Raw genomic sequence first — 14,904 nt, 5'->3', positions numbered from 1 at the left:
GAACCAAATCGCAATGAACCCATGATTCAGCAAGATTATGACAATTTCGAACGGGTGACGGCCGGCCTACTTGCACCCCTTTGCGGATGCGGGCATTGCTCGACCCCGTGGATATCCTTGCTTTATTGACCGATCCGGCCGCATGGGCCGCGCTGATCACCCTGATCGCTCTCGAAGTGATCCTGGGGATCGACAACCTCATCTTCATTGCGATCATTTCCAACAAGCTGCCCGAAAACCAGCAGGGCCGTGCCCGCAGAATCGGACTGGCGCTCGCGCTGGTGATGCGAATCGCCCTGCTGTTCCTGATCGGCTGGCTGGTGACCCTCCAGACCCCGCTGTTCGACCTCGGCCTGGTCGGCCCGATGACCGAACACGGCGTGCCCTCGTTCGAAACCGCGTTCTCGGGCCGCGACCTGATCCTGCTGGCGGGCGGGCTGTTCCTGCTGTGGAAGGCGACCAAGGAAATCCACCACAATGTCGAGCCGGACGAGAGCGACGACATGTTCGACAAGACCAAGAAGGTGGCCGAAATCACCTTCGGCGCGGCGATCGCGCAGATCATCGCGCTCGACATGGTGTTCTCGATCGATTCGATCCTGACCGCAGTAGGGATGACCGACGAACTGCCGATCATGATCACCGCTGTGGTCATCACGGTGGGCGTGATGATGGTCGCGGCCGATCCGCTCGCCCGCTTCATCGAGAACAACCCGACGCTGGTGATGCTGGCACTGGCATTCCTCGTCATGATCGGGCTGGTCCTGATCGCCGACGGCTTCGGCTTCCACGTGCCCAAGGGCTATATCTACGCCGCGATGGGCTTCTCGGTCGCGGTCGAGATGCTCAACATGTGGCGCAGGAACAGCCGCCGCGCGGGCAAGGCGAACTCGCACTGATCGATGGACCCGGCGCTGCTCCAGCTGCTCGGTTCGCTCGTCGCGATTCTGGTGCTGGCCGGAATCGCCCGGGCGCTGAAGCTGGGCGGCGCGCCCGAAATTGCCGATGAAGACCATGCCATGCGCCTCGCCCGCGAGGCGGACAGCGGCTTCACCCCGGCCGAGGCGGCCCGCAGCCGGGACGCCAGCGGCGCGATCCTCGCCGATGCGCAAGGGCGGATCATGGTCCTGCGCCGCCATGGCGCGCATTTCGCGGCCCGCGTGCTGCAACCGGGTGCACGCGCACGGGCCGAAGGCGACCTGCTCGTCGTGGCCACCACCGAGCGCCGCTTCGGCGAGGTCACCCTCGCGCTCGGGCAGGCGGCCCGCACTTGGGAGTCGCGCATCGAGGCGCTAGGCTCGCCCGGCGATGCCTGACTTCGACCCCGTCCCCTTTGCGATCCCCGCCTTTGTCGCGCTGGTGCTGATCGAGATGGTCTGGGCGCGCTTCCGGGCGCCGCATTCCTACGAAGCGAAGGACACGCTGGTCAGCCTCGCCTTCGGGCTCGGCAGTACGGTCGCCGGGCTGCTGCTGGGCGGCTTCGCGCTGGCACTGTTCCTCGCCGCCTGCGAGGTGCGGCTGTTTACCATCGGCTGGGCATGGTGGGCCTGGCCGGTGTGCTTCGTGCTCGACGATCTCAAATATTACTGGGTCCACCGCTTCGGCCACCGCAGCCGGTGGTTCTGGGCGAGCCATGTGAACCACCATTCCAGCCAGCACTACAACCTCTCCACCGCGCTGCGGCAGACCTGGACCGGCGCCTTCACGCTGGGCTTCGTGTTCGCGCTGCCGCTGGTGTTGCTGGGCTTCCACCCGGCGATGATCGCGATCTGCGGCGGGTTCAACCTGATCTACCAGTTCTGGATCCACACCGAGGCGATCGACCGGATGCCGCGCTGGTTCGAGGCGGTGATGAACACGCCCAGCCACCACCGTGTGCATCACGCGACCAACCCGCGCTATCTCGACCGCAACTATGCTGGCGTGTTCATCGTGTGGGACCGGCTGTTCGGCACCTTCGAGCCGGAACGCCCACGCGAGGAAGAGCCGATCCGCTACGGCATCGTGAAACAGCTCGGCAGCTTCAACCTGCTGTGGGCGGTGTTCCACGAATGGGTCGGCATGCTGTCCGACATCTTCCGCGCGCCCTGGAAGCACAAGCTGTCCTACCTGCTGCGCGAACCCGGCTGGAGCCACGACGGCAGCCGCGAAACCTCCGACATGATCCGCGCGCGCTGGGAGGCGGGGCAGGCGCAGCAGCTGCTTGGCGACGATCCGCCAACGGCCACGGAAAAGCCGATTGCGGGGCCACGCCGCGCCGCGTAACCTCTCGCTCGGGAGAGAAAAACATGAACCAATACGACTATATCGTCATCGGTGGCGGCAGCGCGGGCTGTGCGGTCACCGGGCGGCTTGCGGTCGACGGGTCGCGCAGCGTGTGTCTCGTGGAGGCGGGAGGCCGCAACAATAATTTCCGTATCAGGACGCCGGGGATGATGCCGTTCCTCGGCAAGGGGCCCAATTATCTTTACGAAACGGTCCCCCAGAAAGGACTGAACGGGCGCATCGGCCACCAGCCGCGGGGCAAGGGGCTGGGCGGATCCTCGGCGATCAATGCGATGGTCTATATCCGCGGCAATGCGTGGGATTACGACAACTGGGCCGCGAAGGGCTGCGATGGCTGGAGCTACGACGACGTGCTCCCGTGGTTCAGGAAGACCGAAGCGAACGAGCATGGGGAGAGCGAGTACCACGGCGCGGGCGGCCCGCTTTTCGTGTCCGACCAGCACTGGCCCAACGAAGCGAGCCGCGCCTTCGTGAAAAGCGCCGCCGCGCTCCAGTTTCCCGAGCGGGACGATTTCAACGGCGAGAAGCAGGCCGGCTTCGGCATCTTCCAGGTCACCCAGCGCAAGGGCGAGCGCTGGTCATCCTCGCGCGCATTTGTCGAGCCGATCCGGCACCAGTCCAATCTCGACATCCGCACCCATAGCCAGGTCGAAAAACTGGTGATCGAAAGCGGCCGGGTGACCGGGGTCGCGATCCGCCGGGGCCGCCATCGCGAGACGATCTACGCCCGGCGCGGCGTCGTCCTTTCCGCAGGGGCGTTCAACTCCCCCCAGATCCTGATGCTGTCGGGCATCGGCCCGGGCAGGCACCTGCGCGCGCTCGATATTCCGGTAACGGTCGACCGGCCGGCGGTCGGCAGCAACCTTCAGGACCATATCGACTACGTTTCGAGCTGGGAGAGCGAGAGCCGCGTGCCGATCGGCAACAGCGCCGAAGGGACCTTGCGCATGGCGCGCGCGATTATCGAGCATCGCCGCAAGCGGACCGGCGCGATGACCACGCCCTATGCCGAATCAGGTGGATTCTGGACTGTGATGCCCGACGCCCCCGCACCCGACGTGCAGTTCCACTTCGTGCCCGCCATGCTGGAGGATCACGGGCGCGAGAAGGTCAGCGGGCACGGCGTTTCGCTCCATGCCTGCGTCCTGCGGCCCGAAAGCCGGGGCACGGTGCGGCTCGCCAGCCCCGATGCCGCCGCCGCACCCGCGATCGATCCCAACTTCCTCGACGATGATCGCGACATCGCTACCCTGCGCGAAGGCGTGCGCCTCTCGCACCGGATCGCCGATGTCATGCCGTTGGCAGGCTACGGCCTGACCGACAGGCACCCGGTGGACCTCAACGACGATGCCGCGCTCGACGCGCTGATCCGCCAGCGCGCGGACACGGTCTATCACCCGGTCGGCACCTGCCGGATGGGATCGGACGACGATGCGGTGGTCGACCCGAAGCTGAAGGCGCGCGGCATCGAAGGCCTCTGGATCGCCGATGCCTCGGTCATGCCGAAGATCGTGTCAGGCAACACCAATGCCCCCTCGATCATGATCGGGGAGCGGTGCGCCGACTTCCTGATCGAGGCGGAAAAGGCGGCTTAAGCCCCGCGGCTGGCGGGGCGAGCGCGCCTATTCGGCCGGAGCGCCACCGATGTAGCGATCGGTCGGCCGCACCGGCAGCCCGTCGATGCTTCGGGTGCGTTCGGCGACCTTGGCCTCCCACTGGGCCGGGTCGGACTGCGCGTGCGCCTTCTTCAGCGTCGGCCGCTCCGCCTCGTAGGCCATGAAGGGCACGCCCCAGCCGCACGAAGTCTGCACGCTCTCGACGTCGATCACGAAGATCTGGCGCGTGCCGGGAAGCAGCGTGAAATGCTCGGCCAGATCGGCCCACCCGGCATCCTGCGGCAGCACCGGACGGCCCTGGCCATAGATTCGCAGGATCAGCGCTGGCTGTTCGAAATTGCAGAACATCAGCGTGATGCGGCCATCGGCGGCGAGATGCGCGTGGGTCTCGTTGCCCGATCCGGCGACATCGAGATAGGCGACCTTGTCCGGTGCAAGCACGCGGAAGGCGTCGTAGCCCTTGGGGCTGAGATTGATCCGAGTGTCTGCCGCAGCGGTGGCGACGAAAAACACCGGCTGCTTCGCGATCATCGCGATGTGCTTGTCGGTGAGCGTGTCGAAGAAGTCGGCCATCTCGAGAGAATTACCTCGCCCCCAACCATCCGTCACCCCTGCGAAGGCAGGGGTCCAACCGGACCTTCGAGCTACACCACCAAGCTTATCTGGATCCCCGCCTGGGCGGGGATGACGAACGGGAGGTGCTACCGCTCCTTGGTCGCGGAGAAGGTCAGGTCCGGGTTCTTGTCCTGCTGGTAGTTCACATCCCACGGGCTCTTGGCGAGGAACACCATGTCGCCGTCGCGATCCTTGGCGAGGTTGGCGCGGTTGAACTTCTCGAACTCGTCGAGCGCCTTGTCCTCGCCCTTCACCCAGCGCGCGGTCGCGAAAGGAGCAGGCTCCAGCGCGGCCTCGACCTTGTACTCGGCCTGCAATCGCGAGATCAGCACTTCGAGCTGGAGCTGGCCAACCACGCCGACGATATGATTTGCGCCCAGTTCCGGGTAGAACACCTGGATCACGCCCTCTTCGGACAGATCGTCGAGCGCCTTACGCAACTGCTTGGTCTTGGTCGGGTCTTTTAACTGCACGCGGCGCAGGATTTCCGGCGCGAAGTTGGGCAGGCCGGTGAAGCGGACCTCGTTCTTCTCGCTCAGCGTGTCGCCAACCCGCAGTGTGCCGTGGTTGGGGATGCCGATGATATCGCCGGGGTAGGCATTGTCGGCGATCTCGCGGTCCTGCGCGAAGAACAGGATCGGCGAATGCACCGCGATCGGCTTGCCGAGGCCGCTGGGCGTCAGCTTCATGCCGCGTTTGAAGGTGCCCGAAACCTGCCGCATGAAGGCGATCCGGTCGCGGTGGTTGGGGTCCATATTGGCCTGCACCTTGAAGATGAAGCCGGTCACTTCGTCGCGATCCGGCGCAATCTCGCCCTCGTCGGTTGGCTGCGGGCGCGGTGCAGGCGCGTATTTGGCAATCGCATCGATGATCGCGGTGACGCCGAATTCCTTGAGCGCGGAGCCGAAATAGACCGGCGTCAGGTCGCCATTGCGATAGGCTTCGAAATCGAACGGGGCATAGCCCTCGCGCGCCAGCAGCCCTTCCTCGGCGACCCGCGCAACGCCATCGGCGGAGAGATATTCGCCGAGCTTTTCATCCTCGGGCCCGTCGACCTTCACGGTCTTGCCCTGGAATTCCTTGCTGTCGCCCTCGGGCAGATACAGCTCGTTCTCCTCGAAGTCGTAGACGCCTTCGAACAGCCCGCCCATGCCCACCGGCCAGCTCATCGGCGCGGTGTCGAGCGCGAGCTTTTCGGCAATCTCGTCGAGCAGTTCGAACGGCTCGCGCCCCTCGCGGTCGATCTTGTTGATGAAGGTGATGATCGGCACGCTGCGCAACCGGCAGACCTCGAACAGCTTGAGCGTCTGCGCCTCGATACCGGCGGCGGCATCCAGCACCATGATCGCCGAATCGACCGCGGTCAGCGTGCGGTAGGTGTCTTCCGAGAAATCCTCGTGCCCCGGCGTGTCGAGCAGGTTGAAGGTGATCCCGTTCCGCTCGAAGGTCATCACCGAGGACGTGACCGAGATACCGCGCTGCTGCTCGATACTCATCCAGTCCGATCGCGCCCGCCGCGCCGCGCCGCGCGCCTTGACCTCGCCCGCAAGATGGATCGCCCCGCCGCGAAGCAGCAGCTTCTCGGTTAGCGTGGTCTTACCCGCGTCGGGGTGCGAAATGATCGCGAAAGTACGGCGTTCGGAGGTCATACTGCTTCCTCGTCATTCCCGCGAAGGCGGGAATCCAGATAAGTGGTCAATGGCGGAAAGGTCAGCTGGACCCCCGCCTGCGCGGGGGTGACGGTCAGTTCTCGTCCCGCGCCACGCGAAAGCCCGCGAAGTCCTGCGTCACCGGCATGATCTCCAGCCGGTTGATGTTGAGGTGCGGGGGTAGCTCGGCGACCCAGCGGATCGCCTCGGCGATATCCTCGCCCGTCATCGGGTGCGTGCCCGCGTAGAATTCGTCGGACTTGTCCTGGCTGCCGGTGCGCACGGTGGTGAACTCGGTCTCCGCCATGCCCGGCTCGATGCTCGTCACGCGCACGCCGGTGCCGTGCAGGTCCGCCCTTAGCGCCAGGGTGAAGTGGTTCACGAAGGCTTTCGACCCGGCATAGACATTGCCGCCGGGATAGACGTAGCTGCCCGCGACCGATCCGATGTTCACCATCGCGCCTCTGCGTTCGATCAGGCCGGGCAGCATCTTGCGCGTCAGTTCGACCAGCGCGGTGACATTGGTGTCGATCATCACCTGCCAGTCGGACAGGTCGGCGCTCTGCGCGGGATTGAGGCCCTTGGCCAGCCCCGCGTTGTTGACCAGCAGGTCGATCCCGGCCCACTCGGCAGGCAGCCCGTCGATGGCGGCGTCGCGCGCCTCGGCATCGCGCACATCGAAGGCGAGGCCGAGGAAGCGATCCGCCCCAAGCTCTTCCGCCAGCTTGTCGAGCCGCTCCTGCCGCCGCCCGGTGCCGATCACCCGCCAGCCATCGGTGGCGAGCAGGCGCGCGGTCGCTTCGCCGATGCCCGAGGTCGCGCCGGTGATCAGTGCCGTCTTCATGCTCTCAACTCCGCTCCGGTCTTCGCCGCCGCCTTCACGACCGCGTCGGAAATCGCCTTCAGTTCCTCGTCGGTGAAGCTCTTCTCGCCCGGCTGGAGTGTGACTTCGAGCGCGAGCGAGGTCTTGCCCTCGGGCACGCCCTGCCCGTCGAACCGGTCGAAGATACGCGCGTCGACGATCCGCTGCTTGTCCGCGCCGCGCACCGCCTTGACCAGATCGCCGGCGGGCATGGCGCTATCCACCAGGAACGCGAAGTCGCGCGTCACCGGCTGAAGCGCGGGCGGGCTGTAGGTGGAGCGGGCGAATTCGGCGTTCTTCTTCGCCGGGATCGCATCGAGGAAGATCTCCGCTGCGACCACAGGCCCGTCGATGTCGAACGCCTTGAGCGTCGCGGGATGCAGCGCGCCGAAGCGGGCGAGCACCTTCTTTGGGCCGAGCCGCAGCGTCGCCGACTGGCCCGGGTGGAACTGCACCCCCGCTTCCCCCATCACCATCAGGTTGTCGACCGGCGCGCCCGCCGCTTCGAGCAGCGCGAGCGCCTCTGCCTTGGCGTCATAGGCGTCGAACCCCTGCGCCTTGCCGCCATTGGCTCTGGCGTCCCAGCCGCGCGGGGTCTTTTCGCCCGCGAGGACGAGGCCGAGTGTCGCGCGCTCGTCGCTATGGCCGCTTGTGCCCCGGAAGTACCGCCGCCCGATTTCGAACAGCCGCGCACCCGCCGCGCCGCGATCCGCCGCGCGCTTGGCCGCGGTGAGCAGGCCCGGCAGGAGCGAGGGGCGCATGGCCTTGAGGTCTTCGCTGATCGGGTTGTCGAGGACCCACAGATCGGCACCATCGGCGAAATGCTCCGCCTCGGGCACGGGCAGGAAACTCCACGTCACCGCCTCGTGCAGACCGCGCGCGGCCGCCGCGCGGCGCAGCTTGCGCTGCACCAGCTGTTCGGGCGTGGCGGTCGGTTTCGCGACACCGGGCGCGCGGGTCAGCGGGACGCTGGCGACCTTGTCGAGCCCTTCGATCCGGACGACTTCCTCGACCAGATCGGCAGGCCCTTCGATGTCGTGGCGGCGCGGCGGGCAGGTGACCTGCCAGTCCGAACCGACCTTGAAATCGAGCGCGGTCAGGATCGCGCGCTGGCGGTCCTCGGCCACTTCGACCCCGCCGAGCTTCGCGGTGCGCGCGGGGTCGAACTGGACGACCTTGGGCTCGACCGGCGGCTGGCCTGCACGCACCACTTCGGTCGGAGTGCCGCCGCAGGTCTTCACGATCAGGGAGGTCAGGATCGCGAGCCCGTCGTTGAGGAATTCGGGGTCCACGCCGCGCTCGAACCGGGTGCGCGCATCGCTTGTCAGCCCCAGCTTGCGGCCGGTGACGCCGATCCGCGCCGGGTCGAAATACGCGATTTCGAGCAGCACGTCGGTGGTCGCCTCGGTGGCGCCCGAATGCTCGCCGCCCATGATCCCGGCGACATCGTGCACGCCCGCATCGTCGGCGATCACGGTCATCGTCTCGTCGAGCGTGTAGGTCTTCTCGTTCAGCGCCTCGATCTGCTCGCCGTCCTTGGCGCGGCGGGCGACAACCGGGCCGGTGAGCTTGGCAAGATCGTAGACATGCGCGGGCCGCCCGAAGGCGAGCATCAGGTAATTGGTGCAATCGACCAGCGCCGAAATAGGCCGCTGGCCCGCCGCCTTCAGGCGACGTTGCATCCACTCAGGGCTCGCGCCGTTGCTCACGCCGCGAATCACGCGGCCGTAGAAGGCGGGGCAGCCCTCGGCATCGTCGGTGCGGATTTCGACCGGGCAGGCGCCTTCGCCCGCGATCTCGTCCGCTTCGACAGGCTTGAACGTACCCAGGCCAGCCGCCGCCAGATCGCGCGCGATGCCCATCACGCCCATGCAATCGGGGCGGTCGGGGGTGATCGCCACGTCGATGATCGGCGAGGCAGCGTGATATTCGGCAAAGCTCGCCCCGACCGGCGCATCGGCGGGCAGCTCGATAATCCCGTCGTGTTCCTCGCCCAGCTCCAGCTCGCGCACCGAGCACATCATGCCGTTCGATTCGACACCGCGAATCTTGGACTTCTTCAGCTCCATGCCATTGGCGGGCACGACCGCACCGGCCACGCCGAGCACGCCCTTCATCCCCGCACGCGCATTGGGCGCACCGCACACGACCTGCAAAGGCTCGCCCTCACCCGTCGAGACGGAGAGCACCTGCAGCTTGTCCGCATCGGGATGCGGCCCGGCAGTGAGCACTTCGGCGACGGTGAACCCGGCGAGCTTTTCCGCAGGATCCTCGATCCCTTCCACCTCATGGCCGATCGCATTGAGCGCGTCGGCGATCTCCTGCACCGAAGCGTCGGTTTCGAGGAAATACTTCAGCCATTCGATCGAGAACTTCATGCGCGCGCTCCCACACCGCCCGAAAGCGTCGGTTGGTCGAAGGGCGAGAAGCCGTAGTGCGACAGCCAGCGGGCGTCGCCGTCGAAGAAGGCACGCAAGTCGTTCATTCCGTATTTGAGCATGGCAAGGCGGTCGATCCCGAGGCCGAAGGCGAAGCCCTGCCATTCGTTGGGATCATAGCCCGCAAATTCGAGGACGCGCGGATTGACCATCCCGCTGCCGCCGAGCTCCATCCAGTCGTGCCCCTCGGCATCGCCGTGGCCACCCACGACGCGCCTACCTCCATTGGGGCCGCCCTCGTTGGAATAGCCGACATCGAACTCGACCGAAGGCTCGGTGAAGGGGAAGTAGGACGGGCGCAGGCGCAACACGATATCCTCACGCTCGAACAGCGCCTTGAAGAAGGTTTCCAGCGTCCATTTGAGATGGCCGAGGTGAATGTCGCGGTCGATCGCGAGGCCTTCGACCTGATGGAACATCGGCGTGTGGGTCGCGTCGCTGTCGCTGCGATAGACGCGGCCCGGCGCGATGATCCGCACCGGTTCGCCGCCGTTCTGAGAAGCCGCCTTCATCGTGCGGATCTGCACCGGCGAGGTGTGCGTGCGCAGCAGCATGCGGTTGCCGTCGCCATCGCGGTCGGGGAAATAGAACGTGTCCATTTCCGCGCGCGCAGGGTGCGTTTCGGCCATGTTGAGCGCGGTGAAATTGTGCCAGTCGTCCTCGATCTCGGGGCCGGTGGCGACTGCGAAGCCGAGGTCGGCGAAAAGCTCCGCGATCTCGTCCATCACCTGGCTGACCGGGTGGACGCTGCCCTGGGGCATCTGCGGCGCCGGCAGCGTGAGGTCGATCACTTCGGTCGCCAGCCTGGCTTCGAGCGCGGCGGCTTCGAGCACGGCCTTGCGATCCTCGATCGCGTCGGCAATGCGCGCGCGCATCCCCTGCAGGCGCGGCCCTTCGGTCTGGCGCTCCTCCGGGCTCATCTTGCCCAGCGTCTTCATCAGCGCGTTGAGCCAGCCCTGCTTGCCCAGCGCCTCCACCCGGATCGCCTCGACCGTGTCGAGATCGTCGGCGGCATGCAGCCGCTCCAGCGTCTCGGTGACTTGTGCTTCGTGTTGGGAAGAATCTGTCATGCTCGTCATTCCTGCGCAGGCAGGAACCCATCTCCATCGTTCAAGGCCGGTGTGACGGGATCGGTGGCAACATTGCGAAGCCCAGATCGACCGCCAGATCGCGCCAGTCGGCATTCTTCTCGCGAATGAGGTTGATCTTGCATTCGCGCTTCCATTTCTTGATCCTTCTCTCGCGCAGGATCGCTGCGTCCATCGTGGCGTGCTGTTCGAACCAGACGAGACGCCTTACGCCGTAGTCTTTCGTGAACCCTTCGATCAACCCGTCGCGGTGTTCGCCGATGCGTTTGATCAGGTCGGATGTCACCCCGACATACAGCGTGCGGTCGCGGCGCGATGCGAGAAGGTTATACCGTCGGCTGGAAATCGCGTGCCATCCGCAACCCCTTGGAGCTGGGTCCCTGCCTTCGCAGGGATGACGGAAATGGCAAAGAAAAAGGGCGCCGAAGCAAGTGCCTGGCGCCCTCATCTCGTTCAATCAGGGAAGGTCTTACGCCGGAAGCGCGTCCTTGGCCTGCTTGATGATCGCCTTGAAAGCAGCTTCCTCGTTCATGGCGAGGTCGGCCATCACCTTGCGGTCCAGCTCGATGCCGGCCAGCTTGGTGCCGTGCATGAACTGCGAATAGGTCAGGCCTTCGGCGCGCACGGCCGCGTTGATGCGCTGAATCCACAGCGCGCGGAAGTTGCGCTTCTTAACCTTGCGGTCGCGATAGGCGTACTGGCCGGCCTTTTCGACCGCCTGGCGCGCGACGCGAATCGTGTTCTTGCGACGGCCGCGATAGCCCTTGGCCTGGTCGAGCAGCCGCTTGTGCTTCTGGCGCGTGGTAACGCCGCGTTTGATGCGAGGCATAGTATAATCCTTTCAGAAATGCGTGGGACGCGAGGGCTGTTGCCCTCAAGCGATCACTTCAGCCCGTAGGGGGCCCATTTTTTCACGTGGTCGACATCGGCCTTCGCAAGAAGGTCGGTACCACGATGCTGGCGGATATACTTTGCGTTGTGGCTGATCAGGCGGTGCCGCTTGCCGACGGCGCCGTGCTTGACCTTGCCGGTCGCGGTGAACTTGAAGCGCTTCTTCACACCGCTCTTGGTCTTCAGCTTGGGCATTTTCATCTCCTTTACAGAGACACGTCCGAACCAGCCCTGGCAGCCCTTACAGCCAGGCCGGCGGTGAATTACGTGTCGGTGAAGGCGCGCGATCTAGCGATTCTGTCGCAAAAGGCAAGTCAGAAGTGGGCGAGGTAGCCGCCGTCGACCGCCAGCACCTGCCCGGTAATATAGCCCGCATCGCCTGAGGCGAGGAAGGCCACCGCGCCCGCGATCTCTTCCGGCCGACCCCACCGGCCGAGCGATGTGCGGCGTTGAAGATGCGCGGCAATCTCCTCGTCGGCGACCATGTCAGCATTGGTCTCGGTCGCGAAGTAGCCCGGCGCGACCGCGTTGACGGTGATGCCGTGCGGGCCCAGTTCCGCCGCCAGCGCGCGGGTCAGTGCGTCGAGCCCGCCCTTGCTGGCAGTATAGGCCACGTCGCCGCGTGCGATCTGGCCCGCGATCGAGCTGACGTTGACAATTCGGCCCCAGCCGCGCGCGATCATCCCCGGCGCCACGCGGCGCGCGAGGTCGAAGGGCGCGGCGAGGTTGGTTTCGAGCATCGCGGAGAATGCCTCGCGCGGCAGGTCCGCCAGCGCGCGACGGTCCCGCATGCCGGCGTTGTTGACGAGGATGTCGATCGTGCCCGCCTCGCCGAGAGCAGTCTCGCACTGGGCAGGATCGTCGAGGTCGAACGCCAGCGGCTGCGTCCCGCCGCCGACCGCAGCAAGCGCAGCCTCGTCACGGCCCGAGACCAGCACACGCGCGCCATTCTCCGCCAGTCGCAAGGCGATCGCCCTGCCCAGCCCGCGGCCTGCGCCGGTCACCAGCGCACATCTGCCGCTCAAATCGAGATTGCCCCCCGCGCTCATGCCTAGTGTTCGTAGATCATCTTGCGCGTCATGCCACCATCGACATTGATCGCCTGGCCGGTGACGAAGCCCGCCTCGATCAGCCAGTTGACCGTGTGCGCGATGTCCGCCGGGCGGCCGACGCGCCCGGCCGGGTGCTGCGAACGGTCCTTCTCGCGATGCTCGACCTTCTCGCGCTCGGCTTCCTTCTGCCAGTTGCGCGTCTCGATCCAGCCGGGGCGGATCGCGTTCACGCGAATGTCCGGGCCGAGCGAGACCGCCATCGCATGGGTCAGCGCGTCGAGCCCGCCCTTGGCGGCGGCGTAACCGTAGGAATCGGGCTCGCTCATCACCGCGCGGGTGGAAGAAATGTTGACGATGCTGGCGCCCTCTTCCCCGCGCCGCAGGAAGGGCAGCATCGCGCGGCTGCACAGGAAGGCGGCGGTCAGGCTGGCATCGATCCAGCTCTGGAAATCGGCCAGCGACAGGTCTTCGAGCGGCCCGGCGTAGGGGTCGGCGATGCCCGCATTGTTGACGAGGCAGGTGAGCGGTGCGCCATCGAGCCATTCGGACAGGCGATCGGCGGTGTCGATCACGTCCGCCTCGCGTCCCGCGTCGCCCGCGATCAGCAGGAGGTCGCCGTCGAGCCCGCCACGCAGCTCCTCCAGCGCTTCAGCGTCCGGATCCAGTCCGGCGACCCGCCAGCCGAGCTGGGTATAGAAGACGGCGAGGGCGCGGCCGATGCCGTTACCGATGCCAGTGATGAAAATGCTTTTCTGTATCATGCAGCTTCAATGCAGCAGCGCCGCGCAAGTGCCGGGAACTCGTCCCAAACCTGACGCTTTCCACATCAGCGGGAGCAAGACGAAGAGGTAACAAGAATGTCGGCTACCCAACTACCGCTGCTGATCGGATTCGCCATCATGGCGATCGGATCGATCGCGATCTTCCTTCACGGCCCCAAGGGGCGCGAATTCCGGCACCATACGCAGTTCCACTCGGTCGTGCCCTTCATCGCCGCGACCGCCTATCTCGCGATGTTCCTGGGCACCGGCGTGATCGAGATCGGCGGAACGCAGACCTTCTTCCCGCGCTATGCTGACTGGTCGGTGACGACGCCGATCCTGCTGGCAGGCCTGATCCTGACCGGCCTGCACGAACACCCGCGCCATTCCACCTTCATCCTGCCCGCGATCATCCTCGACGTGATCATGATCGCGACCGGCCTGCTCGCCGCGCTGAGCGAGGGCGACGCGCGCTGGATCTGGTTCGCCTGGTCGTGCGCCGCCTTTGCCGGCGTGCTGTTCATCCTGTGGGGCCCGGTCAAGGCGATCGGCGACAACCTGGGTGGCGGGATCGAGAGCGTGTACCGCCGCAACCTCGTGTTCCTGACCGCGGTCTGGCTGGTCTATCCGTTCGTGTTCCTGTTCGGCCCCGAAGGCCTGCAGTCGATCTCGACCGTGGCCAGCGTGTGGATCATCCTCGCGCTCGATGTGGTCGCGAAGGTGGTCTACGGCTTTGTCGCCACCGCCCGGTTCAACAAGCTGCCCGGGGCGCATGCAAACGAGGCGGGGAGCGCCGCCTGACCAGGAAGCGCTGGGTCTAAGCCCCCAGCGCTTCCAGCACATCCTCCAGCCGCGCGGGATCGCCGAGCGCGATGACCGAACCATCGCTCTCGGCATCCAGCGGGTTGCCCTGCCAGTCCGACATGGTGCCGCCCGCGCCTTCGACCACGGGCACCAGCGCCGCATAGTCGAACAGCTTCAGCCCCGATTCGCACACGATGTCGAGCTGGCCGCTGGCGAGCAGACCGTAATTGTAGCAGTCGCCGCCATAGACGATCATGCCCTGCCGCTTGTTGCCGCCGACCGCGTGGGCCAGCTTCATGTAGCCATCAGCGGAGGCCGAATCGAAATAGTGCGGACTGCTGGTGGCAAGCATCGCGGCGTCGAGGCTCTTGCACGAACGCGTGCGCACCTCCTTGCCATTGAGCGTGGTCGGCATGCCGATCCGCCCGACCCAGCGCTCTCCGATGATGGGCTGGTCGATAATGCCCAGCACCGGCCAGCCGTCCTGCAGCAGCGCAATCAGGGTTCCGAAGATCGGCCGCCCGGCGAGGAAGCTGATCGTCCCGTCGATCGGGTCGAGCACCCACTGACGGCCCGAGCGGCCTTCATGCTCGGGATATTCCTCTCCGACGATCCCGTCCTGCGCATATTCCGCCATCAGGATCCGGCGCATCGCGTCCTCGGCCTCGCGGTCGGCCACCGTCACCGGCGAGGCATCGCCCTTGAACTCGGCGCTGGCCTTGCGGAAATGCGGGCGAATCGCGTCGCGCGCGGCATCGGCCAGCCGGTGCGCGACCGCGAGTTCGTCGTCTAGTTTCATAGGCATCACCGCGCTTCGACGGTTCTAAGGATACTGTTAGGAA

The 14,904-nt window shown here is 65.9% G+C and carries 15 protein-coding genes and 1 pseudogene; 5 read left to right on the top strand and 11 right to left on the bottom strand.

Annotated elements, in window-relative coordinates:
• Positions 1-86: 86 nt before the first annotated feature.
• The 4 genes from ACYQ0L_RS08160 to ACYQ0L_RS08145 are packed head-to-tail and all read left to right on the top strand — an operon-like array spanning position 87 to position 3,881.
• The gene (locus ACYQ0L_RS08160) at positions 87-899 is read left to right on the top strand and encodes a TerC family protein (protein ID WP_459788554.1); all 813 of its coding nucleotides are present in this window, start codon (positions 87-89) and stop codon (positions 897-899) included.
• Between the two features lie 3 nt (positions 900-902).
• The gene (locus ACYQ0L_RS08155) at positions 903-1,316 is read left to right on the top strand and encodes a hypothetical protein (protein WP_459788553.1); all 414 of its coding nucleotides are present in this window, start codon (positions 903-905) and stop codon (positions 1,314-1,316) included.
• On the top strand, positions 1,309-2,265 hold the full coding sequence (locus ACYQ0L_RS08150) for a sterol desaturase family protein (protein WP_459788552.1): 957 nt from the start codon (positions 1,309-1,311) through the stop codon (positions 2,263-2,265). Before ACYQ0L_RS08155 ends, ACYQ0L_RS08150 begins: the two co-directional genes overlap by 8 nt.
• A 23-nt stretch (positions 2,266-2,288) precedes the next feature.
• On the top strand, positions 2,289-3,881 hold the full coding sequence (locus tag ACYQ0L_RS08145; RefSeq protein WP_459788551.1) for a GMC family oxidoreductase: 1,593 nt from the start codon (positions 2,289-2,291) through the stop codon (positions 3,879-3,881).
• Positions 3,882-3,908: 27 nt separating this feature from the next.
• On the opposite strand, the gene ACYQ0L_RS08140 is transcribed toward ACYQ0L_RS08145, so the two are convergent.
• The 10 genes and pseudogenes from ACYQ0L_RS08140 to ACYQ0L_RS08095 all read right to left on the bottom strand — a co-directional run bounded on the left by ACYQ0L_RS08140 (position 3,909) and on the right by ACYQ0L_RS08095 (position 13,258).
• Positions 3,909-4,475 carry a pyridoxamine 5'-phosphate oxidase family protein gene (locus tag ACYQ0L_RS08140; RefSeq protein ID WP_459788550.1) on the bottom strand — a complete coding sequence of 189 codons (567 nt, stop codon included), beginning with the start codon at positions 4,473-4,475 and terminating at the stop codon, positions 3,909-3,911.
• A 128-nt stretch (positions 4,476-4,603) separates the two neighbouring features.
• The gene (locus ACYQ0L_RS08135) at positions 4,604-6,166 is read right to left on the bottom strand and encodes a peptide chain release factor 3 (RefSeq protein WP_459788549.1); all 1,563 of its coding nucleotides are present in this window, start codon (positions 6,164-6,166) and stop codon (positions 4,604-4,606) included.
• A 94-nt stretch (positions 6,167-6,260) separates the two neighbouring features.
• Entirely contained in the window at positions 6,261-7,010 is a 750-nt protein-coding gene (locus tag ACYQ0L_RS08130) for an SDR family NAD(P)-dependent oxidoreductase (protein WP_459788547.1), read from the bottom strand.
• Positions 7,007-9,406, bottom strand: coding sequence for a phenylalanine--tRNA ligase subunit beta (gene pheT / locus ACYQ0L_RS08125; protein ID WP_459788546.1), 2,400 nt, complete (start codon positions 9,404-9,406; stop codon positions 7,007-7,009). The genes ACYQ0L_RS08130 and pheT overlap by 4 nt, the downstream gene beginning before the upstream one ends.
• The gene (pheS, locus tag ACYQ0L_RS08120) at positions 9,403-10,536 is read right to left on the bottom strand and encodes a phenylalanine--tRNA ligase subunit alpha (RefSeq protein ID WP_459788545.1); all 1,134 of its coding nucleotides are present in this window, start codon (positions 10,534-10,536) and stop codon (positions 9,403-9,405) included. The genes pheT and pheS overlap by 4 nt, the downstream gene beginning before the upstream one ends.
• Before the next feature lie 40 nt (positions 10,537-10,576).
• Positions 10,577-10,910 (bottom strand): annotated as a pseudogene (locus ACYQ0L_RS08115) (GIY-YIG nuclease family protein).
• Positions 10,911-11,023: 113 nt separating this feature from the next.
• Positions 11,024-11,383, bottom strand: coding sequence for a 50S ribosomal protein L20 (gene rplT, locus ACYQ0L_RS08110; RefSeq protein WP_010239708.1), 360 nt, complete (start codon positions 11,381-11,383; stop codon positions 11,024-11,026).
• A 53-nt stretch (positions 11,384-11,436) separates the two neighbouring features.
• Positions 11,437-11,640, bottom strand: coding sequence for a 50S ribosomal protein L35 (gene rpmI / locus ACYQ0L_RS08105; protein ID WP_010409581.1), 204 nt, complete (start codon positions 11,638-11,640; stop codon positions 11,437-11,439).
• A gap of 119 nt (positions 11,641-11,759) precedes the next feature.
• Positions 11,760-12,494: an SDR family oxidoreductase gene (locus ACYQ0L_RS08100; RefSeq protein WP_459788544.1), complete on the bottom strand. Its 735-nt coding sequence runs from the start codon at positions 12,492-12,494 to the stop codon at positions 11,760-11,762.
• 2 nt (positions 12,495-12,496) lie between these two features.
• On the bottom strand, positions 12,497-13,258 hold the full coding sequence (locus tag ACYQ0L_RS08095) for an SDR family oxidoreductase (protein ID WP_459788543.1): 762 nt from the start codon (positions 13,256-13,258) through the stop codon (positions 12,497-12,499).
• Between the two features lie 96 nt (positions 13,259-13,354).
• Here ACYQ0L_RS08095 and ACYQ0L_RS08090 point away from each other — a divergent pair, with 96 nt between their 5' ends.
• A complete protein-coding gene (locus tag ACYQ0L_RS08090) occupies positions 13,355-14,059 on the top strand; it encodes a bacteriorhodopsin (protein ID WP_459788542.1) in 705 nt (234 codons plus the stop codon).
• Positions 14,060-14,075: 16 nt separating this feature from the next.
• Here the strand turns inward: ACYQ0L_RS08090 and ACYQ0L_RS08085 are convergent, their stop codons facing one another.
• Positions 14,076-14,861 carry an inositol monophosphatase family protein gene (locus ACYQ0L_RS08085; RefSeq protein WP_459789019.1) on the bottom strand — a complete coding sequence of 262 codons (786 nt, stop codon included), beginning with the start codon at positions 14,859-14,861 and terminating at the stop codon, positions 14,076-14,078.
• Between the last annotated feature and the right edge of the window lie 43 nt (positions 14,862-14,904).

Source organism: Alteriqipengyuania triglochinis (genome assembly GCF_054655655.1).
This window is presented reverse-complemented; position numbering and strand designations above follow the sequence as displayed.

What these genes read in the sequence shown, in the direction of transcription:
- rplT (WP_010239708.1), bottom strand. Translation starts at nt 11,383, where the DNA reads ATGCCTCGCATCAAACGCGGCGTTACCACGCGCCAGAAGCACAAGCGG.
- pheT (WP_459788546.1), bottom strand. Translation starts at nt 9,406, where the DNA reads ATGAAGTTCTCGATCGAATGGCTGAAGTATTTCCTCGAAACCGACGCT.
- ACYQ0L_RS08145 (WP_459788551.1), top strand. Translation starts at nt 2,289, where the DNA reads ATGAACCAATACGACTATATCGTCATCGGTGGCGGCAGCGCGGGCTGT.
- ACYQ0L_RS08135 (WP_459788549.1), bottom strand. Translation starts at nt 6,166, where the DNA reads ATGACCTCCGAACGCCGTACTTTCGCGATCATTTCGCACCCCGACGCG.
- ACYQ0L_RS08160 (WP_459788554.1), top strand. Translation starts at nt 87, where the DNA reads ATGCGGGCATTGCTCGACCCCGTGGATATCCTTGCTTTATTGACCGAT.
- ACYQ0L_RS08095 (WP_459788543.1), bottom strand. Translation starts at nt 13,258, where the DNA reads ATGATACAGAAAAGCATTTTCATCACTGGCATCGGTAACGGCATCGGC.
- pheS (WP_459788545.1), bottom strand. Translation starts at nt 10,536, where the DNA reads ATGACAGATTCTTCCCAACACGAAGCACAAGTCACCGAGACGCTGGAG.
- ACYQ0L_RS08090 (WP_459788542.1), top strand. Translation starts at nt 13,355, where the DNA reads ATGTCGGCTACCCAACTACCGCTGCTGATCGGATTCGCCATCATGGCG.
- ACYQ0L_RS08150 (WP_459788552.1), top strand. Translation starts at nt 1,309, where the DNA reads ATGCCTGACTTCGACCCCGTCCCCTTTGCGATCCCCGCCTTTGTCGCG.
- ACYQ0L_RS08140 (WP_459788550.1), bottom strand. Translation starts at nt 4,475, where the DNA reads ATGGCCGACTTCTTCGACACGCTCACCGACAAGCACATCGCGATGATC.
- rpmI (WP_010409581.1), bottom strand. Translation starts at nt 11,640, where the DNA reads ATGCCCAAGCTGAAGACCAAGAGCGGTGTGAAGAAGCGCTTCAAGTTC.
- ACYQ0L_RS08130 (WP_459788547.1), bottom strand. Translation starts at nt 7,010, where the DNA reads ATGAAGACGGCACTGATCACCGGCGCGACCTCGGGCATCGGCGAAGCG.
- ACYQ0L_RS08155 (WP_459788553.1), top strand. Translation starts at nt 903, where the DNA reads ATGGACCCGGCGCTGCTCCAGCTGCTCGGTTCGCTCGTCGCGATTCTG.
- ACYQ0L_RS08085 (WP_459789019.1), bottom strand. Translation starts at nt 14,861, where the DNA reads ATGAAACTAGACGACGAACTCGCGGTCGCGCACCGGCTGGCCGATGCC.
- ACYQ0L_RS08100 (WP_459788544.1), bottom strand. Translation starts at nt 12,494, where the DNA reads ATGAGCGCGGGGGGCAATCTCGATTTGAGCGGCAGATGTGCGCTGGTG.